The sequence below is a fragment of the Pilimelia anulata genome, assembly GCF_014647895.1.
Lineage (GTDB): Bacteria > Actinomycetota > Actinomycetes > Mycobacteriales > Micromonosporaceae > Pilimelia > Pilimelia anulata.
In genome coordinates this window covers 81894-108133 of the sequence record NZ_BMQB01000009.1, presented here as the reverse complement: position 1 = coordinate 108133, position 26240 = coordinate 81894, and the positions used below count along the sequence as shown (strand labels likewise).

Here is a 26240-nt window from a genome sequence, read left to right as displayed (position 1 = left end):
TCCAGCACCGGCCGGCCCCGCCGACGGGGCCGAGGGTCCCGCCCGCCCGGGCCGGTCCCGGCCGGGAGGGGCCGTCCGGCCCTGACCCGGGCCGTTACCGCCGCGCATGATCGATCGGTCCGACAGCGGCCGGCGGGCGAGGGGGAGCGATGTCGACCACGACCACGTACGCGGATGCCGACCTGCTGGCGGCCGTCGAGTCCACCGTCCGCGCCCCTTCGGGGTACGACAGCCAGCCCTGGCGGTTCCGGCTGGCCGGCGGCGCGATCGAGCTGCGGCTCGACGAGCGCCGCTGCCCCGGCGGCCCCGGCGGCCGGTGGGGCGCGCAGCTCTCCTGCGGCGCGGCCCTGCTGAACCTGCGGCTCGCGCTCGCCGTCGCCGGCCCCCTGCCGGTGGTGACGATCCAGCCGTCCGCGACCGACCCCGCGCTGCTCGCCCGCCCGGTCCCGGGCGCACCCCGGCCGATGCCGCCGGGCGGGGCCGCGCTGTACGCGGCGATCCCGGCGCCGCCCCCCCCGACGGCGTCAGCCCCGACGGGTCGGGCCCCGCCGGCGAGCCTCGGGACCTGCCGCCGCAGCGGCCGTTCGCCCGCAGGCTGCGCGCCGGCGGCCGCGACTTCGAGGCCGAGCCGGTGGTCGCCGCCCCGCCGCCGACGCGCTCGACTGAGGCGGCGCCCCGGTCGAGTGGGGACTTTCGCCTCTGGGACCACCGGCGGCGACCGTCGACACTGGTCGGACCGAAGCCGATCGGAAGGACCCGGCATGATCAGCGTACCGAGCACGGCCACGGCGACACCGGCATCCGTCCGCACAGTCGCGGCGGTGATGAGCACACCGGCGTCGGTGGTCCCGGCCGGCCACACCCTGGACCGGGCGCTGCGCGCGATGGTCCGGACCGGGTACCACCACCTCGTCGTCATCGGCCCCGACGGCTCCAGCCGCGGCGTCCTGACCGACCGGATGCTCGCCGCCGCGTGGGCGAGCGCGCCGGGTTCGTTCGAGCGGCGCAGCGTCGCCGACCTGCTGCCGGCGGAGATCCCGCTCGTCACGCACGACGTGAGCGTCGCGGACGCGGCCCGGGTGATGCGGGGCACCGGCACGGACGCGGTGGTGGTCGTCGACCGCCGCGGCGCGCCGGTGGGGGTGGTGACGGCGGCGGACTTCATCGACCTGCTCGCCGACTGACCGGAGTCACGAATGGGCCGTACGCCGCGTCCGGTCCGGGGTCAGCGGTGTACGACGACGGTGGCGTCAGGGGATCGCCGGGACGAGCGCCGGCGGTGGCGGTTCGTCGCGGAAGACGCGCTCCTCCAGCGCCAGCAGCGTCCGGCCCAGCGCCGTGATGTAGCCGACGTTCAGGCCGAAGCCGACCGCGGCGCCGAAGAAGGGCACCAGCCGGCCGGCCAGCTTCGCCGTCAGCCGCTTGGCGATCTCCTTGGTCACGATCCCGACCCCGATATAGGCGGCCTCGATGCCGAGCGAGATCGCGGCGATCCGCACGAACTCGTCGAACGAGACCCGGTACCGGCCGGTGCGGTGGTAGATGACCGCCATGGTCACCTTGACCTGCTGAAGCGCGGTGTTGGCCAGGTCCGCCGGCACGCCCAACAGCACGAACGCCGGCCCGCCGAGGGCGGTGGCGCCGCCCGACACGCCGGCCAGCACCGCGCACCGCCGGATGTACCCGTCGATGCCCATCTTGTCGACGGCCTGCCCGACGGAGGCGCCGTCCACGTTCTCGTGGGCGAAGCGGAGAGCTTTCTCGATGAGCTTGAGGTCCATTGGACACCACCTCCGAGAGGGCGCCGGCCGGCGCGGCGGCTCACTATGCCCAACGAGCGCCGACATCGCCCAGAGCGCCGGCCGACCCGTTCGTACCGATCGACCGACGTCCGCCCGGAGCAGCCGATCGGCCGGTGCGGGTCGACCCGACGGGCGTGTCGCGACGAGCCCGGTGGATCCCGGCGCCGCGATCATCGGTCAGTACCCCGCGGCGCGCGGTTGAAGGTGTACGCCCGTTTGCGAAATGCGATCGTATTGAGAACGTTGATCGGCGCGACCAGTCGGCCGAGTCACCGAACAACGTGGAGGGCCAGGGGATCTCGAACGCCGTGCCCTCCACGAACCCGGTGCCACCGCTACGCCAGCGCGACCGTCACCCCGCCCGAGAACGCCGAGTCATGCAGTTCGATTTTCACCAACGTCGTGCCCTTCGCCACGTCGAACACCAGCCGCCCCGACACGCTGTTGCCCGGGTTGATGTCCTTCAAGAACGTCGGCGCGCCCTCGTTGGCCAGCAGCTCCGCGCCGGTGTCGTTCGAGAACTCCAACCCCTTGCTGTCGGTCGCCTTCTGATTGGCGCCGGTGAACATCTGGGACTCCTTGCCTATGTTGCGAACCTTGACGGGGATGAAGCAGTACACCCCCTGCGCCTTCTGGGCGAGCAGCTCGGGGCCGACGGTTGTCTTTCCGCAGGCCGGCTTGGCAGTGATGACGAACTCGAACTTCCCGTCGCGCACCGGCGCGCCGACGCCCGGCGTGCCCTGCTTTTTGGGTGCGCTGTCGGCCTTCTTGCCGGCTGGTGGCGTGCCGTCTTCGCCGGTGGTGGGTGCGGCCACGTCGGTGGCCGCGGTGTTGCTGCCGACCGCGGCGGCGACGATGCCTCCGCCGCAGCAGAGCACGAGTACGGCGCCGCCGGCGATGAGCCAGGGGGTCTTTCTCTTCTTGGCTGGCGGCGGCGGTGCCGGGTGGGGGGTGGGCTGTGACTGCTGCGGATTGTGCATGCTGCTACCTCCGTGGGGGTGGTGCTGTCACCGTGCCCACGATCGGGTGAGGTGGGGCGTTGCGGCTGGGTGGTCAGTTATGGACGGACGGCCGAGGGCAGCATGTGTGATCGGCTGGATGCCGGTGGTGAGGGCGGGGCCGGCTTCAACGTGAAGATCGAAGACGAGCCGGGAAGCACCCCCTCGCCGTCCAGGCATACGACGGCGACCGCCGGCTGCTGAACCCACACGATTCGTGGCAGGCACGGCGGCCGTCCTGACTGGACATCGACCACCAAGCTGCCGGAAGTCCGACGAGGATGCGTCGGGCGGAGGCCGACGACTGCGCGTGCTCGTGCGCTGGGCAGTCCGTGACGAGGGGTTACGTGTTGATTGGAGATCATGCTCGTGGAGTCGGAGGGCATCAAGCGGAGGCGCCCGGTCATTGCGCCGTGGCCGGGCCGCGGTGCGCGATGCCCGCCACGCGGACGACGACCGGTGGGTTTCCATGACTCCGACCCGATGGGGCTGGAGACACGCTAGTGCTGCGAGATGCTCCGACGGGGGGCGATTCGCGAGGGTCATCCGGAATATGGGCGTACTCTGGCGGTTGATTCGGTCGCGGTGACCGCGATTCCGCGGCGCCACACTCCGGGGGTGGGCCATGAAGCGCACACGGGCCGCCGTTCTCGCGGCACTCACCACCATCGCCCCACTCGCCGCCCCACCACCGGCGGCCGCGGCCGAACCGTGCCGGATGCGCCTCGCGATCGCCGACGTCCGGATCGACCGCCCCCTGGTCCGGGTACCCGCCCGCACCGTCGCCACCTGCGACCTCTACGCCTGGTCGGCCGGCTGGAACCTGCGCTGGTCCGGCGGCACCGCCTTCCTCGGCTTCGCCGACAGCGTCCCCGTCGCCACGATCACCTGGCCGGACACCCGGACCCCGGGCACCGTGCGGGTCACCGGCGCCGGTGCCAGCGACGCGCTGGAGACCACCTGGGTGCAGGAGCCGACGACGTTCACCGCCCGGCGGGCGTCCGGCGTCCTGCTGCGGGCCCTGCGTACGGGCCGCCACGTCGTCACCGACGGCATCGTGCGGGCCTACGCGCCGGACCGCGACGGCTTCGCCGGCTGGGCCGGCGCGGCCGTGCGGCTGGAGTCGCGGCCGGCCGACGGGGGCGACTGGGTGACGCTGTCGACGTACCGGGCGGATGCCAACGGGCGGATCCCGCAGCACCGGTGGTTCGCCCCGCAGCCGCGCGTGTTCCGGCTCGTCGCCGCCGGTACGCCGGCGATCCTGCCCGCGGTCGGCACGCCGGCCCGCCGCTGACCGGCCGCCGGCGGCGCCACAGAGCGGATCGGACACTGTCGCGGTAGCGAACGCCGTCCGTCGGGTCAGCGTGTCGCCGCGCGGCCACCGGCCTCCCCGCGGGGTCGCCGCGGCCTTGTTGACCTTGACGGCACGATCTTGCGGCACATCCCCGCCGGGGTGGTCCATACCGCCGGCGTCGGTGCGGCACCCATGCGCATCGCGGATCCACCATGCACCGAGCGCAAATGATCGCGCCGGTTCGGGTGGCTCGCCCGTACCGGGGAGCAGTTGTCGGTTCGGGCGGGTCGCGCGCGAACGTCGCGGTGAAACCGCGACACAGCGAAGTGGACCGATAGCGTTCGGTGTTCCGAATCGAAGGGGGAGTACGACGATGAGAGTACGGGCGATGCTGGCGGCGGGGGCACTGGCCGCTTCGACCCTCCTGGCGGCCATTCCGGCGGCGGCCGCGCCGCCGAACGCGCGAGCCGCGGCCGCGCCGTCCGCGCGGGCGTTCGGGGACTTCGTCGGCAAGGGCGAGTCCGGCGACCGCGACGGCGCCATCGAGCTGGCGGCGCGGGACGCGTGGGAGCAGGCCAAGGCCGTCGGGCACACCAGCGCGGACTGCCGCAAGGTCGACCAGAAGGCCGGCCCGATCTCCACCACCCGCTGGTACGCCGAAGTGAAGATCAACTGCGTCTTCGACCCGCACCGGCCGCAGTACTTCACCGGTACGGCCAAGGGGCGGCCGGGGGTGGCGATGGAGCAGGCCCGCGCCCGGGCCCGGGCCTCCGCGCAGAACGCCGGGTACGCCGCGGCCGAGTGCGCCACCGACGACGAGAGCGAGGAGGACCTCGGCCGGGACACCGTCATCGCGACGCACACCGACGTCTGCCGCCACTGACGCCGGACGGGAGGGTCGGACGGTACGCCGTCCGACCCTCCCGTCATGTCAGCGAGCGGGCGGTACGCCCAGGTGGCGCAGGGAGCGGTCGAGGAACGTGTCCCGCTCCTTCGCCCCCAGCCCCTCCAGCCCGAACCCGGCGTACACCGAGTCGGCCGTGGTCACCACCGCGCCCTCCGTGAACACCGCCCGGCTCCGCGCCCACGTCGCCGGGTTCTTCGGCGAGCCGGTCGGCGCCGGCGGCAGCGCCCAGCCGGCGAGGTCCTGCTCGAACGACGTCTCCGCCACGACCCGGCCGTCCACGCTGACCGCGGTCCGGTCGACGAACACACCGATGCCCTCGGTACCGCCGTCGGTGAGGGCCGTGATGGACAGCTCGACCCGCTTGCCGGCGTACCGGCTCAGGTCGAACGACATCGGCTGCCAGCCGCCGGAGCTGCCGCTGGCCGCGTGCCACTCGCCGGTGCTGCCCTTCGGCGCGCAGTCGGTGCCGACGTAGTGCAGGACGTGCGGGTGCAGCCGCTGGATGCTGCCCTTGCAGCCGAGACCGGTGTCCGTGCTCGTCTTCCCGGTGCGCTCGGGCAGGGTGGTCCAGGTGTCGGTGCCGACCTCGTGCGCCTCGACGAAAACGTAGTCGTAGCGCGGCTCGGTGTCGTACGACAACCGGAACGCCAGCTCGCCGGCGGTGGCCCCGGTCAGGTCGACCGTGCGGCTCAGCCGCTGGTAGGCCTGGCCGACGCCGAGGACGCCGGCGTGGTACTCGCCGTCGTACGGGGTGAACGGGCCGCCGCCGGGCCGCTGCCAGCTCATCCCGGGCGCCGCCGCGAACTGCGGGAACTTGTCCGGCGGCAGGAAGCCCGGGGTCAGCAGGAAGCCGGCCGAGTGCTTCTGGTTGCCCGCCGAGCCCGGCCCGTTCAGCGCCCCGGACAGCCCGGCGAACGGGCCGCCGGCCACGCCGGCCACCGGGTGCAGCGCGCCCTCGCCGGCGCGGCCGGCGTCGTCCAGGTACCGGTACGCGCCGAGGTAGTACTGGAGGAAGTCGTCGGACAGCTCCAGGCAGGGCGCCACCCGCGGGGTCCGGCAGTCGGCTGTCCCGGACGGGTCGTAGCTGGCGTTCTCGCCGGTGCCCTGCGCGCGCAGCGCATGCTGGCCGCCGAGGACCAGCCTGCCGCCCTCGTTGAGGTAGTCGCGGACGGCCAGCTCGGTGTCGAGCGCCGCCCGGGCGGCGGTGCCGGCGGGCTGGCCGGGGTTGCGGATGACCTCGTCGTCGCCGGTCTCCCAGACCACCGCGCGGTAGTGCGACAGCACGCCGAGCGGGTGCGGGGCGCGCCGGCCATGGGCGTCGAAGTCGTACACGTCCGGCCGGTACCCGGCCCGCTTGAGCGCCTCGACGTGGACGCCGGCGTACTTGGCCGCGGTCCCGGTCTGCTTCGGCGCCTCGCCGGTGACGTCCTCGGTGGCGAGCACCAGCACGTCGCCGCCGATCGCGTCGTGCACCCGGTAGGTGAACCGGTCACTGGCCACCGCCCGGTCGGTGCTGCCGACCCGCTTCGTGGCGGTGAACCACGCCTGCACCCGGTCGCCGGGCTTCGCGCCGGTGACCCGGCCGCGCCGTTCGGCGTACCACTGGGTGCCCTCGTCGCCGTACCGCTCGCCGCCGGCCCACTGCGCGGTGCTCGCCGTCTGCTGCGGGCCGCCGTTGATCCGGTACCGCAGCTTGACCCCGTGCAGCGACTTGCGCGCGGTCACGGCGACCGGCTGGGTGCCGCCGTACGCGACGGGGAACGGGTCCGCGACCAGGTCGGGGGTGTGCCGGCCGATCGACGAGACCGGGTCCGCGGGGTCGGCGGCCGACTGCGCCAGGGAGAGCGCGAACGGCACGTTCTTGCGGAACTCCATCGCGATCAGCGTCTCGTCGTCCGGGAAGTTGAAGCCGCTGGCGCAGTCCTCGGGCCGCCACTGGTCGTCGTCGATCCAGCCGGACGCGGTGGCGCAGGTCGACATCTCCGGGGTGAAGCCGTAGGCGCCGTACTTCTCGCCGAGGTACGTGTCGGTGTCGCCGTTGGTGGTGTACAGCTCGGCGCTCAGGTCCGGGTCGTAGCCCGGCACCGCCGGGAAGGCGTCGTCGCCGGCCAGCGCCTCGCCGATCACGTCGTCGGGGCTGGGCGTGGTGACCTGCCAGCCGGTGCCGTACAGCAGCAGCTCGGCGGCCGAGTGGTAGTTGACGAAGAACCGGAAGTCGACCCGGCGGGCGAGCGCGTCGAGCGCCTGCGACTCCGGCTCGGAGTTCGGCCCGGCGCCCCGGTACGTCTCGCTGCTCGGGTGCGGCGAGGAGCCCTCGTTGTCGTACCCCCAGCGGTGCCCATAGTTGCGGTTGGGATCGACGCCGTCGCCGGCGGCGATCCGGCCGTCGTGGTTGGTGTCCCGCAGGTTCTTGCGCCACAGGCGCTTGCCCTCGGTGAACGTGAAGTCGTAGCCGTCGGGGTTGAGCACCGGGATGAACCACAGCTCGGTGGTGTCGACCAGCGTGGTCAGCAGGTCGTTGGTGCCGTACCCGCCGAGCACGTGGTGGATGAGCCGGCGGTTCATCTCCGGCGTGATCCACTCGCGGGCGTGCTGGCCGCCGGCGTACAGCACCGACGGGCGGGTGCCGTCGGCGACGTGGCCGGCGTCCTTGGTGATCCGCAGCGCCTGGATCGGCTTGCCGTTGACCGAGTGGCCGATCGTGCGCAGGGTGGTCAGCCCGGGGTTGCGGGCGGCGATGCCGGCCAGCTCCTCGCGCAGCCCGCCGGCGCCGCTGTACGGGCGGAAGACCTTGTCGCCATCGCGCCGCTGCTGCTCCATGGCCGTGTCGGCGCTGCGCCCGCGGATCAGCTTCGGGGCGAGCGGTACGCCGGCCCGGCGCAGCGCCTCGACCTGGTCGGCGGTGAGGATCGCCTCGACGGCGGTGCGGCCGTCGGCGCGGGGGGCGGTCTGGAGTTCCTCGCGGTCCACGCCGGCGGCGTGCACCGCGGCGAGCTGGGTCGGCGAGAGGGTTCCGGTGTACACCCGGAGCCGGTCCGCGGGGTCGGGCGCCGCGGCGGCCGGGGCGGGTACCCCGGCCAGGGTGAGGCCGAGCGCCGTGACCATCGACAGTAGTGTCCGTCTCATGTGTCTCCTCGACGAGAGGTGGTGTCCGCAGCCTCTTCGCCCGGGCGACGGCTGTCAATGCGGTCCCGGTGGCCGGCGGGCGCGGGCCCGGCCGGGCCGCCCGCCGCGGGGCCGGTCGCGCGCGGGCCGCCGGACCGGTCCGGGACGAGAAGGGTCGGACGGGATGACGCCGGGAGAGCGCCCGGTTCGCTGTGTTTCGCCGTACTCGGCGCAAACGGCTATCGACGCCGAATAACGCCTTTCGCAAAACCCCTGATACCCCACCATCGCGCCAGCATTCCCGGCGGCCGCGAGTTGCTGCTTTCCGTCATTGTCGGAAAGCAGCAAGGTCCGGGCGGGGTCGGCCGGGTTAATCTGCCAAACCCGAGGAACTATTGATGTTCGTCAATCGCCGGGTATCCCCGACCCGGCGCCGGCCGACAGCGACCCCGGGCCCGTTCCACCCCCACCCTCGCTACCCCAGCGAAATGGAGCCCAGTCTTGCGACGCGCACCCCTTACCCCGCACCGCCGCCTCGCCGCCGCGGCGATCGGCACCGCCACCGCCGCCGCGACGATCGCCGCCCTCGGCCTCGCCGCGCCGGCCCACGCCGAGGGCGTCATCCACGGCATCGCCGACGCCATCCCGGACCGGTACATCGTCACCCTCGCCGACGAGAACAGCCTGGTCGCCAGCAGCGCCGCCGACCTCGCCCGCCGGTACGGCGGCGAGATCCGCTACACCTACGAGCACGCGCTGCGCGGCTTCTCGGTCACCATGCCCGAGCGGCGGGCGCGGCAGCTCGCGGCCGACGCCCGGGTCGCCTCGGTCGAGCAGGTCGGCATGGCCCACATCACCGAGACCCAGAACGACCCGCCGTCCTGGGGCATCGACCGGATCGACCAGCGGGCGCTCCCGCTGGACAAGAAGTACACGTACGCCAGCAGCAGCGGGGTGACCGTCTACATCCTGGACACCGGCGCGCGGCTGACCCACAAGGACTTCACCGGCCGGATCTCCTCGGGCCGCGACTTCATCGACAACGACGCCGACGCCAGCGACTGCAACGGGCACGGCACGCACGTCGCCGGCACCGCCGCGGGCACGACGTTCGGCGTGGCCAAGCAGGCCAAGATCGTCGCGGTCCGGGTGCTGGACTGCCAGGGCAGCGGGCCCTGGGACACCATCACCAAGGGCGTCGACTGGGTCACCGGCAACGCCGCCAAGCCCGCCGTCGCGAACATGAGCCTCGGCGGCAACGGCACCCAGGCGGCCCTGGAGAGCGCCGTCCGCAAGTCCATCGGCGCGGGGGTGACGTACGCGCTCGCGGCCGGCAACAACGGCGGCGACGCCTGCGGGTTCAGCCCGGCCCGGGAGCCGCTCGCGATCACCGTGGGCAACAGCGACCCGAACGACTCGCGCTGGACCGGCAGCCCCGGCCCCAGCAACTACGGCCGCTGCCTGGACATCTTCGCGCCGGGCCGGAACATCGTCTCGGCGTCGCACAGCAGCGACACCGGCAGCGCGACGATGACCGGTACGTCGATGGCCTCGCCCCACGTGGCCGGCGCCGCCGCGCTGTACCTGGCGGCCAACCGCGACGCCACGCCGCAGCAGGTGCGGGAGGCGCTGGTCAGCACCAACGGCATCAAGGACAAGCTGACCAACGTCGGCTCCGGCTCGCCGAACGTCCTGCTCTACACCGGCCCGCCCGCGGCGGCCCGGTAAGCGGCGGGCGCTCCGGCAGGGCGCCCACCGGCACGACCCGGCCGGGTGGTGCGGCAGCAGCCGCCCACCCGGCCGGCGCGCGTCCGCGGCCGGATCGTCCGGTCGGGACGGTTCCGGACGCATCCACGGTGCCCTATGGTGGCGGCGGGACGTCCGGCGACCGCGCCACCCTGCACCGCCCTGCTCCCTTGATCGGCCCCGGCCCGCACCGGGGCACCGGCGTCCCGGCCGCGCGCGCCCGCGGCCCGCCCGAGCCGTCGATCGAGGAAGGTGGACCACCCATGACCCAGGTACGGCACCCGGCATCGCCCGGCCGCCGCGCGCTCGGCGCCGCGGTCGTCGCGGCCCTGGCCGCGGCCCTCGGCCTGCCGGCCGGCGCCGGCGCCGCCCCGCCCGGCACCGAGGCCGCCCGCTGGCGGGCGCACGCGGCGAACGTGACGATCACCCGCGACGACTGGGGCATCGCGCACGTCGCCGGCGCCACCGACGCCGACGCGGTGTTCGGGATGATGTACGCCCAGGCCGAGGACGACTTCCCCCGGATCGAGCAGAACTACCTGGTCAGCCTCGGCCGGCTCGCCGAGGCCGAGGGCGAGGGGGCGATCTGGCAGGACCTGCGGCAGCGGCTGTTCGTCGATCCCGAGCAGCTCAGGGCCCTGCACGCGGACAGCCCCGAGTGGCTGCGCACGCTGACCCGGGCCTGGGCGGACGGGCTCAACCACTACCTCGCCACCCACCCCGAGGTGCGGCCGCGGGTGCTCCAGCGGTTCGAGCCGTGGATGGCGCTCAGCTTCTCCGAGGGCAGCATCGGCGGCGACATCGAGCGGGTGCCGCTCAGCCAGCTCGAGGCGTTCTACGCCAAGCGCCCGGTGCCGATGACCGACGAGGAGCGCGGCCTGCGGTACGCCGAGCCGAGCGGCTCCAACGGCTTCGCGGTCGCCCCGCCGCGCACCCGCGACGGCCACGCGCTGCTGCTGATCAACCCGCACACCAGCTTCTTCTTCCGCTCCGAGCAGCAGGTGACCAGCGGCGAGGGGCTCAACGTCTACGGCGCCGCGACCTGGGGCCAGTTCTTCATCTACCAGGGCTTCAACGCGCGCGCCGGCTGGATGCACACCTCCAGCGGCGCCGACAACGTCGACGAGTTCGCCGAGACGGTCGTGCCCGGCGCGGACGGCCGCCTGTCCTACCGGTACGGCGACGCCCTGCGGCCGGTCACCACCAAGCCGGTCACGCTGTCCTACCGGACCGCCGACGGGCGGCTGGCCCAGCGCACCGTCACCACGTACGCCACCCACCACGGGCCGATCGTCCGCGAGGCCGACGGGCGGTGGATCGCTTTCGCCCTGATGAACCGCCCGGTCGAGGCGTTGCAGCAGAGCTTCCTGCGGACCAAGGCCACCGACTACGCCAGCTTCCTGGACGTCGCCCGGCTGCGCGCCAACAGCTCCAACAACACCGTCTTCGCCGACGCCGACGGCGGGATCGCGTTCCTCATGCCGCAGTTCATGCCGGTCCGCGACAACCGGTTCGACTACCGGCGGCCGGTCGACGGCAGCGACCCGGCGACCGACTGGCGCGGCCTGCACAGCCTGGCCAGCCTGCCGCGGGCGGTCAACCCGCGCACCGACTGGGTGTTCAACACCAACAACTGGCCGTGGACGGCCGCCGGCCCGGACAGCCCGAAGGCCGCCGACCACCCGCGGTACCTCGACCAGGCCGGCGAGAACCCGCGCGGCCCGCAGGCCATCCGGGTGCTGGAGGCCCGTCGCGACTTCACGCCGGAATCGCTGACGGCGGCGGCGTACGACCCGTACCTGACCGCCTTCGCCCGGTTCGGGCCCGGCCTCGCCGCGGCCTGGGACCGGCTGCCCGGCGACGACCCGCGGAAGGCCGCGCTGGCCGGGCCGACCGCGCTGCTGCGCGACTGGGACCACCGCTGGTCGGCCGACTCCACCGCGACCTCGCTCGCCGTGTTCTGGGGCGAGGCGATCTGGGTGCAGGTGGTCGCCGCCGCCCGCGAGGCCGGGGTGTCCGTCTGGGACTACATCGCCGACCGGGCCACCGACACCCAGCGCCTCGCCGCGCTGACCGCCGCCACCGAGCGGCTGACCCGCGACTTCGGCGACTGGCGGGTGCCGTGGGGCCGGATCAACCGGTTCCAGCGCAACGACGGGGCGATCGTGCAGAAGTTCGACGACGCCAAGCCGAGCATCCCGGTGCCGTTCACCTCGGCCCAGTGGGGGTCGCTGGCGTCGTTCGGGGCGAAGCAGTGGCCGGGGACCAAGAACTACTACGGGACCAGCGGCAACAGCTTCGTCGCGGTGGTGGAGTTCGGGCCGCGGGTCCGCGCCAGGGCGATCACCGCGGGCGGGGCGAGCGGGAACCCGACCTCGCCGCACTTCACCGACCAGGCCGCCCGGTACGCCGCCGGGGACCTGCGGCCGGTCCTGTTCCACCCGGACGAGCTGGCCGGGCACGTCGCCCGCCGGTACGCCCCCGGCGCCGACGGGCCGTACCGCGGCCGGTGACCGCGAGCGGGGCGCGGCGGGCGGACCCGGCCCGCCGCGCCCCGGTGCGGCCCGGGCGCCGTGAACGGCGGGCGTCAGCGCGCGGGGGTACCGCCGCGCAGCTCGCCGGCGAGCACCGGCCGCCACGACGGGTACGCCGGCCGCCAGCCGATCGCGTCCGCCGCCCGGCCGTTCGCGGCGCCGCGCAGCTCGTTCATGAACGCCACGCCCCAGCCGCCGGCGACCAGCCGGGCCAGCAGCGCCGGCACCCGCCGCGGCGGCGCGGCGCCCACCAGGTGCGCGGCGTACGGCAGCCACTCGGCCATGGTGACCGGGTCGTCGTCCACGATGTTCAGCGGGCCGCGGTGGTCGGCGGCCAGGCCCCGGACGATCGCCCGGGCGGCGTCCCGGACGTGCGTGAACGACAGCACGGACGCGCCCCGCCCGACCACCGGCACCCGGTTCGCCCGGATCCGCGCGACGAAACCGCCGGCCGGGTCGAACATCGTCCCCGGCCCGTACAGGTGGCCGAGGCGCAGCACCAGCGCGCCCGCGCCGGCGGCGAGCCGCTCCAGCTCCCGCAGCGCGTCCAGGACGGGGGCGAACTGCGCCGGCGGGCGCGGCCAGAACGGCACGTCCTCGTCGGCGGGCCCGGACCCGGCCGGGTCGTACGCGAACGCCACGCTCTGCACCACGACCCGCTCGACGCCCGCCTGCTCGGCGGCGGCCAGCAGGTTGCGGGTGCCCTCGGTCCGGAGCCGGTTCGTCGGCCCGAACACCCGCGCCAGCCGCTTCGGGTCGGCGTCGGCGGGGATGGCCGTGAGCAGGTGGACGACCGTGTCGGGGGCGGCCGCGCGGACGGCGGCGAGCAGCGCCCCGCGGTCCAGCGCGTCCGCGGTGACCAGCGTGCCGCCGACGGCCTCCCAATCGGCCGCCCGGGCGCGCGAACGGGCCAGGCCGACCGCCTCGTGGCCCGCGGCCGCGAGCAGCGGCGCGAGCTGCCGGCCGAGCACACCGGTCGCGCCGGCGACGAAGACCCTCATCCGTACCTCCCCGGTGCGACCCCCGGCCGGGCGACGGCGCGGGCCGCCGCGCGGGCCGGTCCCGGGACCGGCCCCGCCGGGTGGTGCGCCGCCGGCTCGGGCGGGCGACGCCCCGTCGGGCCCGATCCTACTGACCCCGGCCGGACCACCGCTCCACACGGGAGCCGGCGGCCGGGGGATCGGGCAGGCGGCGGCGAAGCGCCCACCGCGCCCGGGCGGCCCGGGTAGGTTGGTAGCGACGCCGACCCATGGAAGGACCGCCGTTGCCGCCCTCGATCGCCGTGGATTCCCGGACCGTCCTGCAGCGCGCGGGGCAGGTCGTCCCGCTCGTCGCCCTGGCCGCCATGATGGCGGTGTGGGGGCGGGGCCTGCCGGCCGCGGTGGAGGTCGTCGTCGTCCTGCTGCTGGCCGGCTCGGTGCTGGCCGCGGTGCACCACGCCGAGGTGGTCGCGCACCGGGTCGGCGAGCCGTTCGGGTCGCTGATCCTGGCGGTGGCGGTCACGGTCATCGAGGTGGGCCTGATCATCGCGCTGATGGTCTCCGGCGGGCCGACCACGGCGTCGCTGGCCTGGGACACCGTGTTCGCCGCGATCATGATCACCTGTAACGGGATCGTCGGCCTGTCGCTGCTGGTCGGGGCGGTGCGGCGGCGGGTCGCCGTGTTCAACCCCGAGGGCACCGGCGCCGCGCTGGCGACCGTACTGACCCTGGCCACGCTGTGCCTCGTGCTGCCCAGCTTCACCACGAGCACCCCGGGCCCGCGGTTCAGCGGCGCGCAGCTCGCGTTCGCCGCGGTGGCGTCGATCGTGCTGTACGGGCTGTTCGTGGTCGTGCAGAACGTCCGCCACCGGGCCTACTTCCTGCCGGTCACCGGCGGCCGGCACGCGCTGTCCGCCGACGGCGAGCCGCCCGAGCCCGACGAGGGGGCGGCGGAGACCCCCAGCGCCCGGGAGGCGGTGGTCAGCCTGCTGCTGCTGGTCGCGGCGCTGGTGGCGGTGGTCGGGCTGGCCAAGGTCGAGTCGCCGACGATCGAGGCCGCGGTCGCCGACTTCGGCCTCCCGCACGCGGTGGTCGGCGTGGTGATCGCGCTGCTGATCCTGCTGCCGGAGACGATCGCCGCGGTCCGCAACGCCCGCCGGGACCGCACCCAGATCAGCCTCAACCTGGCGCTGGGCTCGGCGATGGCCAGCATCGGCCTGACCATTCCCGCCATCGCCGTGGCGTCGCTGTGGCTGGACGGCCCGCTGCTGCTCGGGCTCGGCCCGACGCAGATCGTCCTGCTCGGGCTCACCGCGGGCGTGGGCGTGCTGACGGTCATGCCGGGGCGGGCGACGGTCCTCCAGGCCACGGTGCACCTGGCGATCTGCGCGTCGTTCCTGTTCCTGGCCGCCAACCCCTGATTTCCGGACGGGTCAGGTGGCGAAGATCTGCGACTCGTCGGCGAACGCCTTGAACTCCAGCGCGTTGCCGGCCGGGTCCAGCAGGAACATCGTCCACTGCTCGCCCGGCTCGCCGCGGAAGCGCACGTACGGCTCGATGACGAACGCCGTACCGGCCGCGCGCAGCCGCTCGGCGAGCCGCTGGAAGTCGGCCACGGCCAGGATCAGGCCGAAGTGGGGGACCGGCACGTCGTGGCCGTCCACGGCGTTGTGCGACCGGGGCGCGCGACCGGGCGCCAGGTGGGTCACGAACTGGTGGCCGTGTAGGTCCCAGTCCACCCAGGTGTCGGCGCTGCGGCCCGGCGGCAGCCCGAGGACGCCGCCGTAGAAGCGGCGGGCCGCGGCCAGGTCGTCGACCGGTACGGCCAGGTGGAAGCGGGGGATCGGCGCGGCGGTCATCGAGCGGCTCCTTCCCGGCCGGCGGCGCCGGCCCGCGTCGTCCGAGCCTACGCGCCGCCGGCGAGGGCCGGGGCCAGCGGCAGCGGCACCTCGCCCCACCGCCCGACCAGCGCCGCCCGCAGCCGCCCGGCGAAGTCGGCGATGACCGGTACGGCCGTCCGCCGCTCGGAGGTCGCCAGCCGGTGCAGCAGCAGCGCCCGGCGCCGCGGCGCCGGCAGGCCGTCGGCGGCCACCGGGTCGCCGGCCAGGGTCAGCGGCAGGAACCACGACGAGTACAGCACCGACCACAGGCCGGCCGCCGCGGCCAGGTCGCGGTCGAAGGCGTCGGTCGCCACGTATGGCAGGTGCGGCGCCAGCACCGCCCGGTACCGGGCGACGGCGGCCGCGGCCAGCGCGTCCGGCAGCCGCCACGCGCACCAGCAGGTCGGCCACGGGACCAGCAGGTACGCGGCGTCCCAGGCGACGTGCCGCCACTCGGCGTGCTCGAAGTCGACCAGGCGCACCCCGTCCGGGGTGACGACGTTGTTGTCCGGGCAGACGTCGCCGGGGGACAGCGCGGCCGCGCCGGGCCGGTCCAGCCGCGCGGCCTCCGCCCGGAACGCGCCGGCGAGCGCGTCCGGTACGTCGACGCCCAGCGGCGCGCAGGCCGCGGCCAGGTCGGCGATCGCCGCCGGCACCCGCCCGGCCAGCGAGGTGAGCGGCACCTCCGCCGCGCCGCCGCGGGCGCGGTGCGCGGCCGCGTACGCCGCCCGGGCGCCGAGGCCGGCGGCGTGCAGGTCGGCCAGCGCCCGGGCCCAGTCCAGCACCGCCGCGCCCGCCGCCGCCGCCGCCGACCCGCCCAGCAGCGCGTCGGCGACGCTGCCGCCGCCGTCCAGGTGGCTCATCACGGCCGTCGGCGGGTCGGCGTGCGCGGCGAGCAGCCGCGGTACGGGCGCGTGGTCGGGCAGGACGGTCAGCGCCGCGACCTCGCGCGCCCAGGCGGCCGGGTCGTCGAAGGTCTTGACCACGACGTCGGCGGCGCTGCCGTCGGGGCGGGTGGCCCGGCCGCGGCGCACGGCGGACCGATCGCTGCCGCCCAGCGCGGCGCCGAGCGTGACGGCGGCGCCGGGCAGCAGGTCGAGCGCGGACGGTTCACGATCGGCCATGCCGGCCAGCGTAGCGGCGCCGACCGCCACCCGCGGCCGGGTCGGCGCGGTGCGGGCGGCGCGGTCCCGACCGGGGCAGCGCCCGGGCCACAGCGCGAGCGGTGCGGTGGCCGCACGGGCAGCACCGGGTCACGCAGGCGGTGCCGTGCTCCTCGCGGTCGGGGGTGCCGTAGCGCGAGCGGTGCGGTGGCCGCACGGCGGCGGCCGGAACGGGCTGCCCGGCGGTCAGAACAGGGTGAGCGGCTCGATCGGCGGCGGGGGCGGCAGCGGCGGCAGGTCGGGCACGCGGTCGCACACCTCCGCGTGGAACCGGCGGGCGAGCGCCGGCGCGTCGACGTTGTCCGGGGTGTGGACGAACACGGTGGGGGAGCGGCCCTCGCGCAGCCAGTCCGCGACGACGCCCAGCCACGGGCGCCAGCCGGCGGCCGTCCGGACGGCGTCGTCGCGGCCGAGGTACCGGACGATCGGCTCGCCGGTCAGCGCCCGGGACCGCAACGGCAGCCGCGGCTTGCGCCCCCACGTCTCCCGCTCGTGCGGCGTGCCGGGCGGCGCGGCGAAGAACACGGTCGTGTCGAACGGCACCCACTCGGCCCCGACCGCGCCCAGCGCCGCCTCGAGCCGCTGCGCCGCGCGCGCGTCGGTGAAGAAGTCCGGGTGCCGTACCTCGACCGCGCCCCGGTGCTCCGCCGGCAGCCGGCGCAGGAACCGGGCGAGCACGGGCAGGTCGTCGGGGCCGAACGAGGCCGGGAGCTGGAGCCACAGCGTCCGCGCGCGGGGGCCGAGCGGCGCGACCGCGTCCAGGAACGCGCGCATCGGCGGCGCCACGTCGACCAGCCGGCGGTCGTGACTGACCACCCGGGGCACCTTGGGCAGGAACCGGAAGTCCGGCGCGGTCTGGTCCGCCCAGGAGGCCGCGGTCGCCGGGTCGGGGATGGCGTAGAAGGTGGTGTTGCCCTCGACGGCGTCGCACTGCGCGGCGTACGCCCGCAGCCGCTCGCCCGCCGGCAGCGGGTGCGGCACGAACCGCCCCTGCCAGGACCGGTGCGTCCACATCGCGCACCCGACGTGCAGCCGCACCGCGCCCCCTCCCGCCGCTGCCGCCCCTCGGGGTACGGCCGGGCGGACCGGTCGGCCCCGCCCGGCCGGCAAGCCTACCCGGGCGCGGCGCGCAAGCCTACCCGGGCGCGGCGCGCAAGCCTACCCGGGCGCGGCGCGGACGCGGATGGGCGGCCGGCCAGGGGGACCGCACCGCCCATCCGCGGGTACCGGGATCAGCACATGTGCGTGCGCATCACCATGTCGGCGCTGGACCAGTCCGCGCAGCCGGAGCCGGAGTGGCCGTACCAGTTGTGGCCGAACTCGTGCGCGGAGAGCAGCGCGAAGTCGCTCACCTTGGTAGAGAGCATGATCCGCTGGCCGGAGCCCCAGTTGCAGCCGACGACCGTGCTGCCGCCCCCGCAGCCCTGCACGTACCCGTTGGTGCACTCCACCGGGGTACCGCTGCCCTGGGTCTCGGTGCCGTTGCCCCAGTACTGGGCGCCGCGGCGGATCGAGCCGCTGAGGTTGCTACAGGAGGAGGTGATGTAGTACCGCCAGGCCGGCGGCGCGAGCGTGCTGCTCGCCCCGGGCGCCGGCTTCTCCACCTCACCGGCCGGTTCGCCGGTGACGTAGCTGTCCGGTGCCGTGATCATCGGGTGGGCGTGGTCGGCGTCCGCGGCGGCGGCCGGTACGGCGGCCGCCACCAGGGTGGTGGCGGCGAGCGCGGCGACGAGGCCGCGCAGGATCCTGGACATGAGGGAACTCCTCGGGACGGTCGGCGTTCGCCCGCCGGGCCAACGCCGTGGGGGGTGGGAAGCCGCGTATCCGTTGGGGTCCCTTGCGCGCAAGGGCGGGCGGCCACGACCGGGGTCCGTCCGGATGCGTCGATATGGGACATCCAGGAGATCCCGAACGCTTGTTGGGTGCCAAGCATGCCGTGGCGTCCACCCGCCGGGTCAACCCGCTTTCAAGCGGGCGGCCAACCGCGCGTGGCAAAACTGTTGAAGTCCGTCAATGCGTCAATGCCCCGACCGGGAGCACGGGACGGCGAGCGCGTCGGGCCGGCTACAGCGGCGCCGGGGGGCCGTCGGGCGCGGTGGTGGGGTGGTCGGCGGCCGGGAAGGTGGCGTCGGCCGCGGGGAGGAAGGTCGGGAGCTGTACGGCGATCTCCAGCACTTCGTCCAGGTCGGGAGCGTGGGCGGCGGTGTCCATGGGTCTCCTTATGCCGGTGGCCCTGCGGAACGGCGGTACCCCACCGGGTGCGCCGGGAAACGACGATGATCCATCCCCGCCCTCCGATGTGGCAACAAGCAGCAATCCGGCGTCGGAATGCGACCCATTCCGCGGCCACCGCCGACGCGGCGGAAAGACGTATCCGAATACCCGCTCCGCGATGCGGTTCCGGACGTGATCGTCGACCGGCGACTCCCCGGGTAGCCCACATCCCGCTATCAGGGCCCGCACAGCCCGGTGGGCAACAGTGGGGTACGGGCGCACCGCCGGCGATCGCCGGCCCGCCCGCGGAGCTGGGAGGGCGACATGTCCGGGTTCAGGATGGGTCACACGGCCGCACTGCCGCAGCGCACCCCCTTCGGCGCCGTACTGGACGAGCTGGTCGCGGTCCTCGGCCGGGCCGCCGCCGCGCCGGTGGCGCCGCCGATGCTCTGGCGCCCCGCGCCGCCGCCGCACCCGCCGGTCACCGCGTCCGAGATCAGCCGGGTGACCGCGGCGCTGCGGCTGGCGGACCCGGCGGTGACCGTGCAGGGGGTGCGGCGCACCGCCGACGGCGTCTTCGACGTGCTGAGCAGCCGGGCCGGGAGCCGGGTGATGTACGAGGTCAGCCCCGATTTCGGCACGGTCACCGAGCGCAGCCGGGCCCGGTCGGCGGGCCTCGGCTGACCGCGGGCCCGGACAGCGGGCACCCCTCGGGCCGGGCCGCGCCGCCGATGGCGCCGAAATTAATACTATGCCTATAGTGCTAGTAGGATTTCGAGCCGGGCGGCGCGTGCGCCCGGGGCCCGCCCCGAGAGGACCCCGCATGAGCGACGAGTACCTCTGGTACATCCCGAACCAGGTCCGGCCCGGCCACCGGGGCGACGACGACGTGACGGAGAAGCACAACAGCCTGGCCACGCTCACCGCCCACGCGCACGCACTGGAGGAGAACGGCTGGGGCGGGGCGCTGCTCGGGACCGGCTGGGGGCGGCCGGACACGTTCACCGTCGCGACCGCGCTGACCGCCCGGACCACGACGTTCCGGCCGCTGATCGCGATCCGGCCGGGGTACTGGCACCCGGCCCGGTTCGCCTCGGCGGCCGCCACGCTGGACCAGCTCAGCGGCGGGCGGGTGCTGATCAACATCGTGTCCGGCACGGACAACCTCGCCGCGTACGGCGACCGGGAGGGCGACCAGGCGGACCGGTACGCGCGGACCGCCGAGTTCCTGCGGCTGGTCCGCCGGCTGTGGACCGAGGAGGGCGTCACCCACGACGGGCCGCACTTCCGGGTCGCCGACTCGACCGTGCAGCCCCGGCCGGTCGTGCGCGGTACGCGGCGGCACCCGACGCTGTACTTCGGCGGCGCGTCGCCGGCGGCCGAGCGGGTGGCCGCTACCGAGGCGGACGTGCAGCTCTTCTGGGGTGAGCCGCTCGACGGGATCCGGGAGCGGATCGCCCGGCTGACCGCGCTGAGCGCGCAGCTCGGCCGCGCGCACGCGCCGCTGGGGTTCGGGCTGCGGATCACCACGCTGGTCCGGGACACCACCGAGCGGGCCTGGGCCGACGCCGAGGCCAGGGTCGCCCGGATGGCCCGGGGCGAGGGCGTCGCGTTCCGGGACGAGCGCCGCCCCACCGCGGTCGGGCAGCAGCGGCTGCTCGACCTGGCGGCCCGCGGCGACGTGCTCGACGACAACCTGTACACCGCGCCGGGCCGGTACGGCGGGGGCGGCGCGGGCACCACCTGGCTGGTCGGCTCGGCGGCCGACGTCGCCGCGGCCCTGGGCCGGTACCGGGACCTGGGCATCACCCACTTCGTGCTCTCCGACACCCCGTACCTGGCCGAGATCCGCCGCCAGGGCCACCGCCTGCTGCCCCTGCTCCGCGCCCGCGACCGGGACCGCGCCGCCCGCGACCGGGACCGGGACCGGGACCGCGCCGAACCGGCCGCCCGCGACCGCGCCGGGACTGCCGGCGAGGGCCGGGACCGCGGTGTCGCCGGGGCCGGTGTGACCACCGGGGCCGCCGGGGCGGCGGGGGTACCGGCCGGGCAGTGATCGGCTAAGTTGTCCGGCTCCGCCGCCGATGTCGACCCTCGCAGGTTCCGGCGGAAGGGGCGACTCATGGGCAGCCGGCGGCGCGTGCTGTCGATCGTCGGCTCCGTGCTGCTCATCGCCGTCGTCGGGTCCTGCCTGGCGGTCGTCCCGGCCGCCGGGGCGGCCTTCCGCGGGACCACCGCGAACCCGGTCAGCGCGCTCGACGTCGGCAGCGTCGCCCCGCCGACCTCGTTCGCGTACAACCGGGCCTGCACCGTCTCCCACCCCGGCACGACGCCGGCCGTCCGGGGCTCGGGCAGCACCTCGAACTCGAACACGTCCTCGCTGGCCATCTCCACGCCGAGCACCGCGTCGGGCGACTACCTGGTCGCCGCGGTGTACGCGCAGAAGTCGTCGCCGCCGACGATCACGCCGCCGTCGGGGTGGACCGCGCTGTACAGCCAGACCGCCGGCACGAACGTCCGGGTCGGCGTCTACTACCGGGAGAGCCCGGGCTCGTCCCCGTCCAGCTACACGTTCTCGCTCAGCAGCAGTGCCGAGATGGAGATCGTGATGGGCTCGTACTCGAACACCAACAGCGTCGACGCCAGCAACGTCGTCTCGACCACCGGCTCCACCGGCCAGATCCCGTCGGTCACCCCGTCGGCGGGCCCGACCCGGCTGGTCGGCTTCATCGGTACCGCGGCCGCCTCCGCGGGCACCCCGTCGGGCATGACCCAGCGGTCGTCGGGCTCCAGCCTGTACCTGTTCGACCAGAGCATCGCCGGGACCGGCGCGACCGGCACCAAGAACTCGTCGCTCAGCGGCAGCGCCGCCACGGTCGGCGTCGCGGTCCTGCTCACCGCGGCCACGATCGACCCGGACGTCGACTTCTCCTGGACCGCGACCGTGACCACCTCGGCGACCGGCTACGAGATCACCCGCACCGTCGGCTCGACCACGGGCATCTCCGGCCGTACCACGACGTCCTGGACGGATACCACGACGAGCGCGAATACGGCATACACCTACAGCATCTCCTCGGTCCGCGGGAGCTGGCGCTCCACCAGCCCGAGCGTCAACGTCCCCGCCTGCTGAGTCCCCGACCGGTGCCCCTCGCTCCCCGAGGAAGGCTTGCCTAAGATACTGGGCGCCGCACCCGGGAGAGGAGCCGCGCATGGCCGACAACGACTTCGCCGGTCGGACCGCCCTGGTCACCGGCGCCGGCAAGGGCATCGGGGCCGCGGTGGCCGCCGCGCTGTCCGCCGGCGGCGCGCGGGTGGCCCTGGTCGACGCCGACGCCGACGCGGTCGCCCGCGGGGCGGCGGCCCTGGACCGCGCCCTGCCGTTCGTGACCGACGTCACCGATGCCGCGGCCGTCGGCCGGACCGTCGCCGCGGTCGAGCGGCAGCTCGGCCCCATCGACATCTGCGTCAACGTCGCCGGGGTGCTGCGCCCCGGCCGGGTGCTGGACGTCACCGACGCCGACTGGGCGGCCACCTTCGCCGTGAACACCACCGGCGTGTTCCACGTCAGCCGGGCGGTCGCCGCGCCGATGGTCGAGCGCCGCCGCGGCGTGATCATCACGGTGTCGTCCAACGCCGCCGGGGTGCCCCGGGCCGGGATGGCGGCGTACGCGGCGTCGAAGGCCGCCTCGACCATGTTCACCCGGTGCCTGGGGCTGGAGCTGGCCCGGTACGGCGTCCGCTGCAACGTCGTCGCGCCCGGCTCCACCGACACCGAGATGGGCCGCCAGCTCTGGACCGACGAGCACGGCGCCGACGCCGTCATCGGCGGCTCGGCGGCCGACTTCCGGGTCGGCATCCCGCTCGGCCGGATCGCGGTGCCGGCGGACATCGCCGACGCCGTGCTGTTCCTCGCCTCGGACCGGGCCCGGCACATCACCATGCACGCCCTGTACGTCGACGGCGGCGCCACCCTGCGCGCCTGACCCCGCGGGAGAATCCACCATGACCCTCGCCGACCCGGCCGCGCCGGGCCCCGACCTCACCCCCTGGCCGGCCGACACCGCCGCCGCGTACCGGGCCGCCGGGTACTGGCGCGGCGAGTCGTTCGGCGCCGCCCTGCGGAGCTGGGCCGCCCGCTCCGGCGCCGACCCGGCGGTGGTCGACGGGGACCGGACCCTGTCGTACGCGCAGCTCGACGCCGCCGCCGACCGGTTCGCCGCCGGCATCCTCGCCCTCGGGGTGCGGCCGGGGGAGCGGGCGGTGCTGCAACTGCCGAACACCGCCGACTTCTTCGGCGTCCTGTTCGGCCTGTTCCGGGCCGGCGTGGTGCCGGTGTTCGCGCTGCCGGCGCACCGCAGCAGCGAGCTGGCCCACTTCTGCCGGCACAGCGCCGCCGCCGTCCTGATCATCCCGGACCGGACCGGGCCGTTCGACCACCGCGGCATGGTCGACGACGTCCGCGCGGCCGCGCCGAGCATCCGGCACGTGCTGGTGGCCGGCGAACCCGGCGGGCACACGCCGCTGTCGGCGGTCGACGCCGACCCGGTACCGCTGCCCGACCGCGACCCCGGCGCGCTCGCCTTCCTCAACATCTCCGGCGGCAGCACCGGGCTGCCCAAGCTGATCCCGCGGACCGCCGACGACTACCTGTACAGCGTCCGGGTCAGCGCGGAGGTCTGCGACCTCGGACCGGCCAGCGTGTACCTGTGCGTGCTGCCGGTGGCGCACAACTTCACCCTCAGCTCGCCCGGCGTGCTCGGCACGCTGGCCGCCGGCGGGACCGTCGTCATGTGCCCGCAGCCGACGCCCGGGGCCGCGTTCCCGCTGATCGCCCGGCACCGGGTGACGATCACCGCGCTGGTCCCGCCGCTGGCGCTGCTGTGGCTGTCCACCGAGCGCGCCGACGACCTGTCCTCGCTGGACGTGCTCCAGGTCGGCGGGGCGCGGCTGCCCGACGAGGCCGCCGCCCGGGTCCGGCCGCGGCTGGGCTGCCGGTTGCAACAGGTGTTCGGGATGGCCGAGGGCCTGGTCAACTACACCCGGCTCGACGACCCCGACGACGTCGTCACCACCACCCAGGGGCGGCCGGTGTCGCCGGCTGACGAGGTCCGGGTGGTGGACGACCACGACGCCGACGTGCCGGACGGCGCCGAGGGCCACCTGCTGACCCGCGGGCCGTACACGATCCGCGGCTACTACCGGGCGGCCGCGCACAACGCGACGGCGTTCACCGCCGACGGCTTCTACCGCACCGGCGACCTCGTCCGGCGCACGCCCGCGGGCAACCTGGTCGTCACCGGCCGGGCCAAGGACCAGATCAACCGCGGCGGGGAGAAAATCGCCGTGGAGGAGGTCGAACGGCACCTGCTCGCCCACGACGCCGTGCACGACGCGGTGCTCGTCGGCGTCGCCGACGACCACCTGGGCGAGCGCACCTGCGCGTACGTCGTGCCGCGGGCCGGGGCGGCGCTCACCGCGGCGCAGCTCCGCCGGTTCGTCCGGGAGCGCGGGCTGGCCGCGTACAAGATCCCCGATCGGGTCGAGCTGGTACCGGCCTTCCCGGTCACCGGCGTTGGCAAGATCAGCCGAGCGGCGCTGCGGTCCGCGCTGCGCGCACACGTGTCCGATGAGAGGTAACACCTGATGGCGATCCCACCGATCCGCTCCTACCCGCTGCCGGGCCACGCGGACCTGCCGCCGCGCACGCTGGACTGGGGGCTCGACCCGGACCGCGCGGTCCTGCTGGTGCACGACATGCAGGTGTACTTCACCCGCCCGTTCGCCGACCCCGAGCCGCTGGCCACCGTCGTGGCCAACATCGCCCGGCTGCGCGCGGCCGCCGCGGCGGCCGGCCTGCCGGTGGTGTTCACCCGCCAGCCGGGCGGGCAGACCCCGGCCGAGCGCGGACTCCTCCAGGACGTCTGGGGCCCGGGCCTGCCGGCCGACCCGGCGCTGGCGGCGGTCCTGCCGGAGCTGGCCCCCGGCCCGGACGACGTGGTGCTGACCAAGCGCCGGTACAGCGCCTTCCTCGGCACGGACCTGGCCGAGCGGCTGCGCGCCGGCGGCCGCGACCAGATGATCGTCACCGGGATCTACGGGCACATCGGGGTGCTGACGACGGCGATCGAGGCGTTCTCCCGGGACATCGCGCCGTTCCTGGTCGCCGACGGGTTCGCGGACTTCACGGCGCGCGAGCACGCGGACACGGTGCGGCATGTGGCGGGGCGCTGCGGCGCGGTCCTCCTCGCCGCCGACGCCATCGCCAACCTCACCCGAGTGGCCGCCTAGATCCGTGGGGCAGCGCGTCCGGCACGTTCAGGGGTCGGTGTGGAGGGTGGTGAGGGCGTCGGCCAGGTCGGCGCGCCAGCAGGCGCGGTCGTGCCCGCCCGCGAACTCCCGGTGCGTCACCGGATACCCGCGCGCCGCCAGCGCCGCCCGCAGCCGGTCCAGCGGCGGCCGGTTCACCCACTCGTCCGTCCCGACCTCGAAGTGCAGCCGGATCGGCCGGCGGGGCGTGGCGGCGACGTACCGGGTCAGCCACTCCGCCGCCCCGGCCGGCGCGCTCGGCCACCAGAACGCCCCGGACTGGGCCAGCACCCGCCCGAACCGGTGCGGCGCCCGCAGCCCGGCGTGGACGGCCGCCAGCCCGCCGAGGCTCTGCCCGGCGATGATCGTCCGGTCCGGGTCGGCGGTGGCCCGGTCGCCGAGGGCGGCCGGGACGAGCGCGGCCAGCCAGTCGGCGTACGCCTCGGAGCAGGTGTAGTCGGCGGCCCGGGCGGCCGGTCCGCCGCTGTCGGGCAGCAGGGCCGCCAGCGGCGGCAGCCGGCCGGCGTGGATCAGGTTGTCCAGCAGCGGCGCGACCGGCAGCAGCGGGCCCCAGATGTCGCCGTCCAGCAGGACGAGCACGGGCAGCGGCCCGGCGCCGGTCGCGTCGCCGCCCGCCGCCGCGGCGGGTGAACCGCCGGCGGGTGGCAGGTACCGCCACACCCGCCGGCCGTCCACCGCGACCGGCGCGATCGCGCCCGCCGGCGTGCCCGGCCGGGGTTCCCACCAGCGGGGCGCCGCTGCCGCGGCCGGTGCCTCGGCGATCGACCGGGGCGGGCCGGCGGACTGGGGGAGCCGGTCGGCGTTGTGCGGGTCCGGGTGCAGGGTGGGGCGGCCGCCCGGCGCCGCCCGGACGGCGACGTGGTAGCTGCCCCGCCAGTCCGCGGGCAGCCGGTAGCTGAGGTGCCACACGTCGGCGCCGCCGAGCCGGCGCATCCGGCTGGCGGCCGGGTCGTGCCGGTCGGCGAGCTTGTTGGCCAGCAGCACGACCTCGGCGGCGTCGGCCGAGCGCCACAGGAACGTCAGCACCACCCCGCCGCCGCCGTCGGGCGGCGGCTCGGCCAGCGGGGTGCCGGCGGCGGCGACCTCGGCCCAGAACGCCGGCAGCGCGCCCGCGCGGCCGGCGGCCAGGTCGGCGGTCAGCCGGGCGATCCGCGGGGAGGCGCAGATCGGCGGCGGCACCGGGCGGGGGATCGGCGGCGGTCGATTGCCGTCCGTGGCCGCGTGCGCCGGGGCGGTGACCGGGTGCGGCGGCGGGGCCGTCGGGTTCACGCCCACCCCCGCTCCCCG

The 26240-nt window shown here is 75.4% G+C and carries 22 protein-coding genes; 12 read left to right on the top strand and 10 right to left on the bottom strand.

From position 1 onward, the window contains the following. Positions 1 to 149: 149 nt before the first annotated feature. Complete coding sequence (locus IEY94_RS23690) at positions 150 to 1184, top strand: CBS domain-containing protein (protein WP_229784249.1); 1035 nt, start codon at positions 150 to 152, stop codon at positions 1182 to 1184. 66 nt (positions 1185 to 1250) lie between these two features. Here the strand turns inward: IEY94_RS23690 and IEY94_RS18690 are convergent, their stop codons facing one another. Next, entirely contained in the window at positions 1251 to 1781 is a 531-nt protein-coding gene (locus IEY94_RS18690) for a hypothetical protein (RefSeq protein WP_189171523.1), read from the bottom strand. Positions 1782 to 2137: 356 nt separating this feature from the next. Further along, entirely contained in the window at positions 2138 to 2782 is a 645-nt protein-coding gene (locus tag IEY94_RS18685; RefSeq protein WP_189171522.1) for a DUF4352 domain-containing protein, read from the bottom strand. 643 nt (positions 2783 to 3425) lie between these two features. Here IEY94_RS18685 and IEY94_RS18680 point away from each other — a divergent pair. Both IEY94_RS18680 and IEY94_RS18675 read left to right on the top strand, forming a co-directional pair. Continuing rightward, positions 3426 to 4094: a hypothetical protein gene (locus IEY94_RS18680; protein WP_189171521.1), complete on the top strand. Its 669-nt coding sequence runs from the start codon at positions 3426 to 3428 to the stop codon at positions 4092 to 4094. A gap of 373 nt (positions 4095 to 4467) precedes the next feature. Beyond that, positions 4468 to 4977, top strand: a complete 510-nt coding sequence (locus tag IEY94_RS18675) for a hypothetical protein (RefSeq protein ID WP_189171520.1) — start codon at positions 4468 to 4470, stop codon at positions 4975 to 4977. A gap of 48 nt (positions 4978 to 5025) precedes the next feature. On the opposite strand, the gene IEY94_RS18670 is transcribed toward IEY94_RS18675, so the two are convergent. Further along, positions 5026 to 8127, bottom strand: a complete 3102-nt coding sequence (locus IEY94_RS18670) for a M14 family metallopeptidase (RefSeq protein ID WP_229784248.1) — start codon at positions 8125 to 8127, stop codon at positions 5026 to 5028. 480 nt (positions 8128 to 8607) lie between these two features. Here IEY94_RS18670 and IEY94_RS18665 point away from each other — a divergent pair, with 480 nt between their 5' ends. Then, complete coding sequence (locus tag IEY94_RS18665) at positions 8608 to 9834, top strand: S8 family peptidase (protein WP_189171519.1); 1227 nt, start codon at positions 8608 to 8610, stop codon at positions 9832 to 9834. A 281-nt stretch (positions 9835 to 10115) separates the two neighbouring features. Then, positions 10116 to 12365: a penicillin acylase family protein gene (locus IEY94_RS18660; protein ID WP_189171518.1), complete on the top strand. Its 2250-nt coding sequence runs from the start codon at positions 10116 to 10118 to the stop codon at positions 12363 to 12365. Between the two features lie 74 nt (positions 12366 to 12439). On the opposite strand, the gene IEY94_RS18655 is transcribed toward IEY94_RS18660, so the two are convergent. Beyond that, positions 12440 to 13387 carry an NAD-dependent epimerase/dehydratase family protein gene (locus IEY94_RS18655; RefSeq protein WP_189171517.1) on the bottom strand — a complete coding sequence of 316 codons (948 nt, stop codon included), beginning with the start codon at positions 13385 to 13387 and terminating at the stop codon, positions 12440 to 12442. Positions 13388 to 13731: 344 nt separating this feature from the next. Between IEY94_RS18655 and IEY94_RS18650 the strand changes: the two genes are divergently transcribed. Beyond that, a complete protein-coding gene (locus IEY94_RS18650; RefSeq protein WP_229784261.1) occupies positions 13732 to 14787 on the top strand; it encodes a calcium:cation antiporter in 1056 nt (351 codons plus the stop codon). A gap of 12 nt (positions 14788 to 14799) precedes the next feature. Here the strand turns inward: IEY94_RS18650 and IEY94_RS18645 are convergent, their stop codons facing one another. The 5 genes from IEY94_RS18645 to IEY94_RS18625 all read right to left on the bottom strand — a co-directional run bounded on the left by IEY94_RS18645 (position 14800) and on the right by IEY94_RS18625 (position 18620). Continuing rightward, positions 14800 to 15225 (bottom strand): VOC family protein, encoded by a 426-nt coding sequence (locus tag IEY94_RS18645; protein WP_189171515.1) that lies wholly within the window; start codon positions 15223 to 15225, stop codon positions 14800 to 14802. Between the two features lie 47 nt (positions 15226 to 15272). After that, complete coding sequence (locus IEY94_RS18640) at positions 15273 to 16370, bottom strand: phosphotransferase family protein (RefSeq protein ID WP_189171514.1); 1098 nt, start codon at positions 16368 to 16370, stop codon at positions 15273 to 15275. Positions 16371 to 16595: 225 nt separating this feature from the next. After that, entirely contained in the window at positions 16596 to 17447 is an 852-nt protein-coding gene (locus tag IEY94_RS18635; RefSeq protein ID WP_189171513.1) for a DUF72 domain-containing protein, read from the bottom strand. Positions 17448 to 17641: 194 nt separating this feature from the next. Next, on the bottom strand, positions 17642 to 18163 hold the full coding sequence (locus tag IEY94_RS18630; protein ID WP_189171512.1) for a hypothetical protein: 522 nt from the start codon (positions 18161 to 18163) through the stop codon (positions 17642 to 17644). Between the two features lie 310 nt (positions 18164 to 18473). Continuing rightward, positions 18474 to 18620, bottom strand: a complete 147-nt coding sequence (locus IEY94_RS18625; protein WP_189171511.1) for a hypothetical protein — start codon at positions 18618 to 18620, stop codon at positions 18474 to 18476. A gap of 327 nt (positions 18621 to 18947) precedes the next feature. On the opposite strand from IEY94_RS18625, the gene IEY94_RS18620 reads away from it, so the two are divergent. From IEY94_RS18620 to IEY94_RS18595, 6 genes are all read left to right on the top strand, one after another. Next, a complete protein-coding gene (locus IEY94_RS18620; RefSeq protein WP_189171510.1) occupies positions 18948 to 19307 on the top strand; it encodes a hypothetical protein in 360 nt (119 codons plus the stop codon). 139 nt (positions 19308 to 19446) lie between these two features. After that, positions 19447 to 20679, top strand: coding sequence for an LLM class flavin-dependent oxidoreductase (locus tag IEY94_RS18615; RefSeq protein WP_189171509.1), 1233 nt, complete (start codon positions 19447 to 19449; stop codon positions 20677 to 20679). Between the two features lie 66 nt (positions 20680 to 20745). Next, complete coding sequence (locus tag IEY94_RS18610; protein ID WP_189171508.1) at positions 20746 to 21756, top strand: hypothetical protein; 1011 nt, start codon at positions 20746 to 20748, stop codon at positions 21754 to 21756. Positions 21757 to 21835: 79 nt separating this feature from the next. Then, positions 21836 to 22609: a 2,3-dihydro-2,3-dihydroxybenzoate dehydrogenase gene (locus IEY94_RS18605; protein ID WP_189171507.1), complete on the top strand. Its 774-nt coding sequence runs from the start codon at positions 21836 to 21838 to the stop codon at positions 22607 to 22609. Positions 22610 to 22628: 19 nt separating this feature from the next. Beyond that, the gene (locus tag IEY94_RS18600; protein WP_189171506.1) at positions 22629 to 24263 is read left to right on the top strand and encodes a (2,3-dihydroxybenzoyl)adenylate synthase; all 1635 of its coding nucleotides are present in this window, start codon (positions 22629 to 22631) and stop codon (positions 24261 to 24263) included. 6 nt (positions 24264 to 24269) lie between these two features. Continuing rightward, positions 24270 to 24914, top strand: coding sequence for an isochorismatase family protein (locus IEY94_RS18595; protein WP_189171505.1), 645 nt, complete (start codon positions 24270 to 24272; stop codon positions 24912 to 24914). Between the two features lie 27 nt (positions 24915 to 24941). Here the strand turns inward: IEY94_RS18595 and IEY94_RS18590 are convergent, their stop codons facing one another. Further along, entirely contained in the window at positions 24942 to 26228 is a 1287-nt protein-coding gene (locus tag IEY94_RS18590) for an alpha/beta hydrolase-fold protein (RefSeq protein ID WP_189171504.1), read from the bottom strand. Between the last annotated feature and the right edge of the window lie 12 nt (positions 26229 to 26240).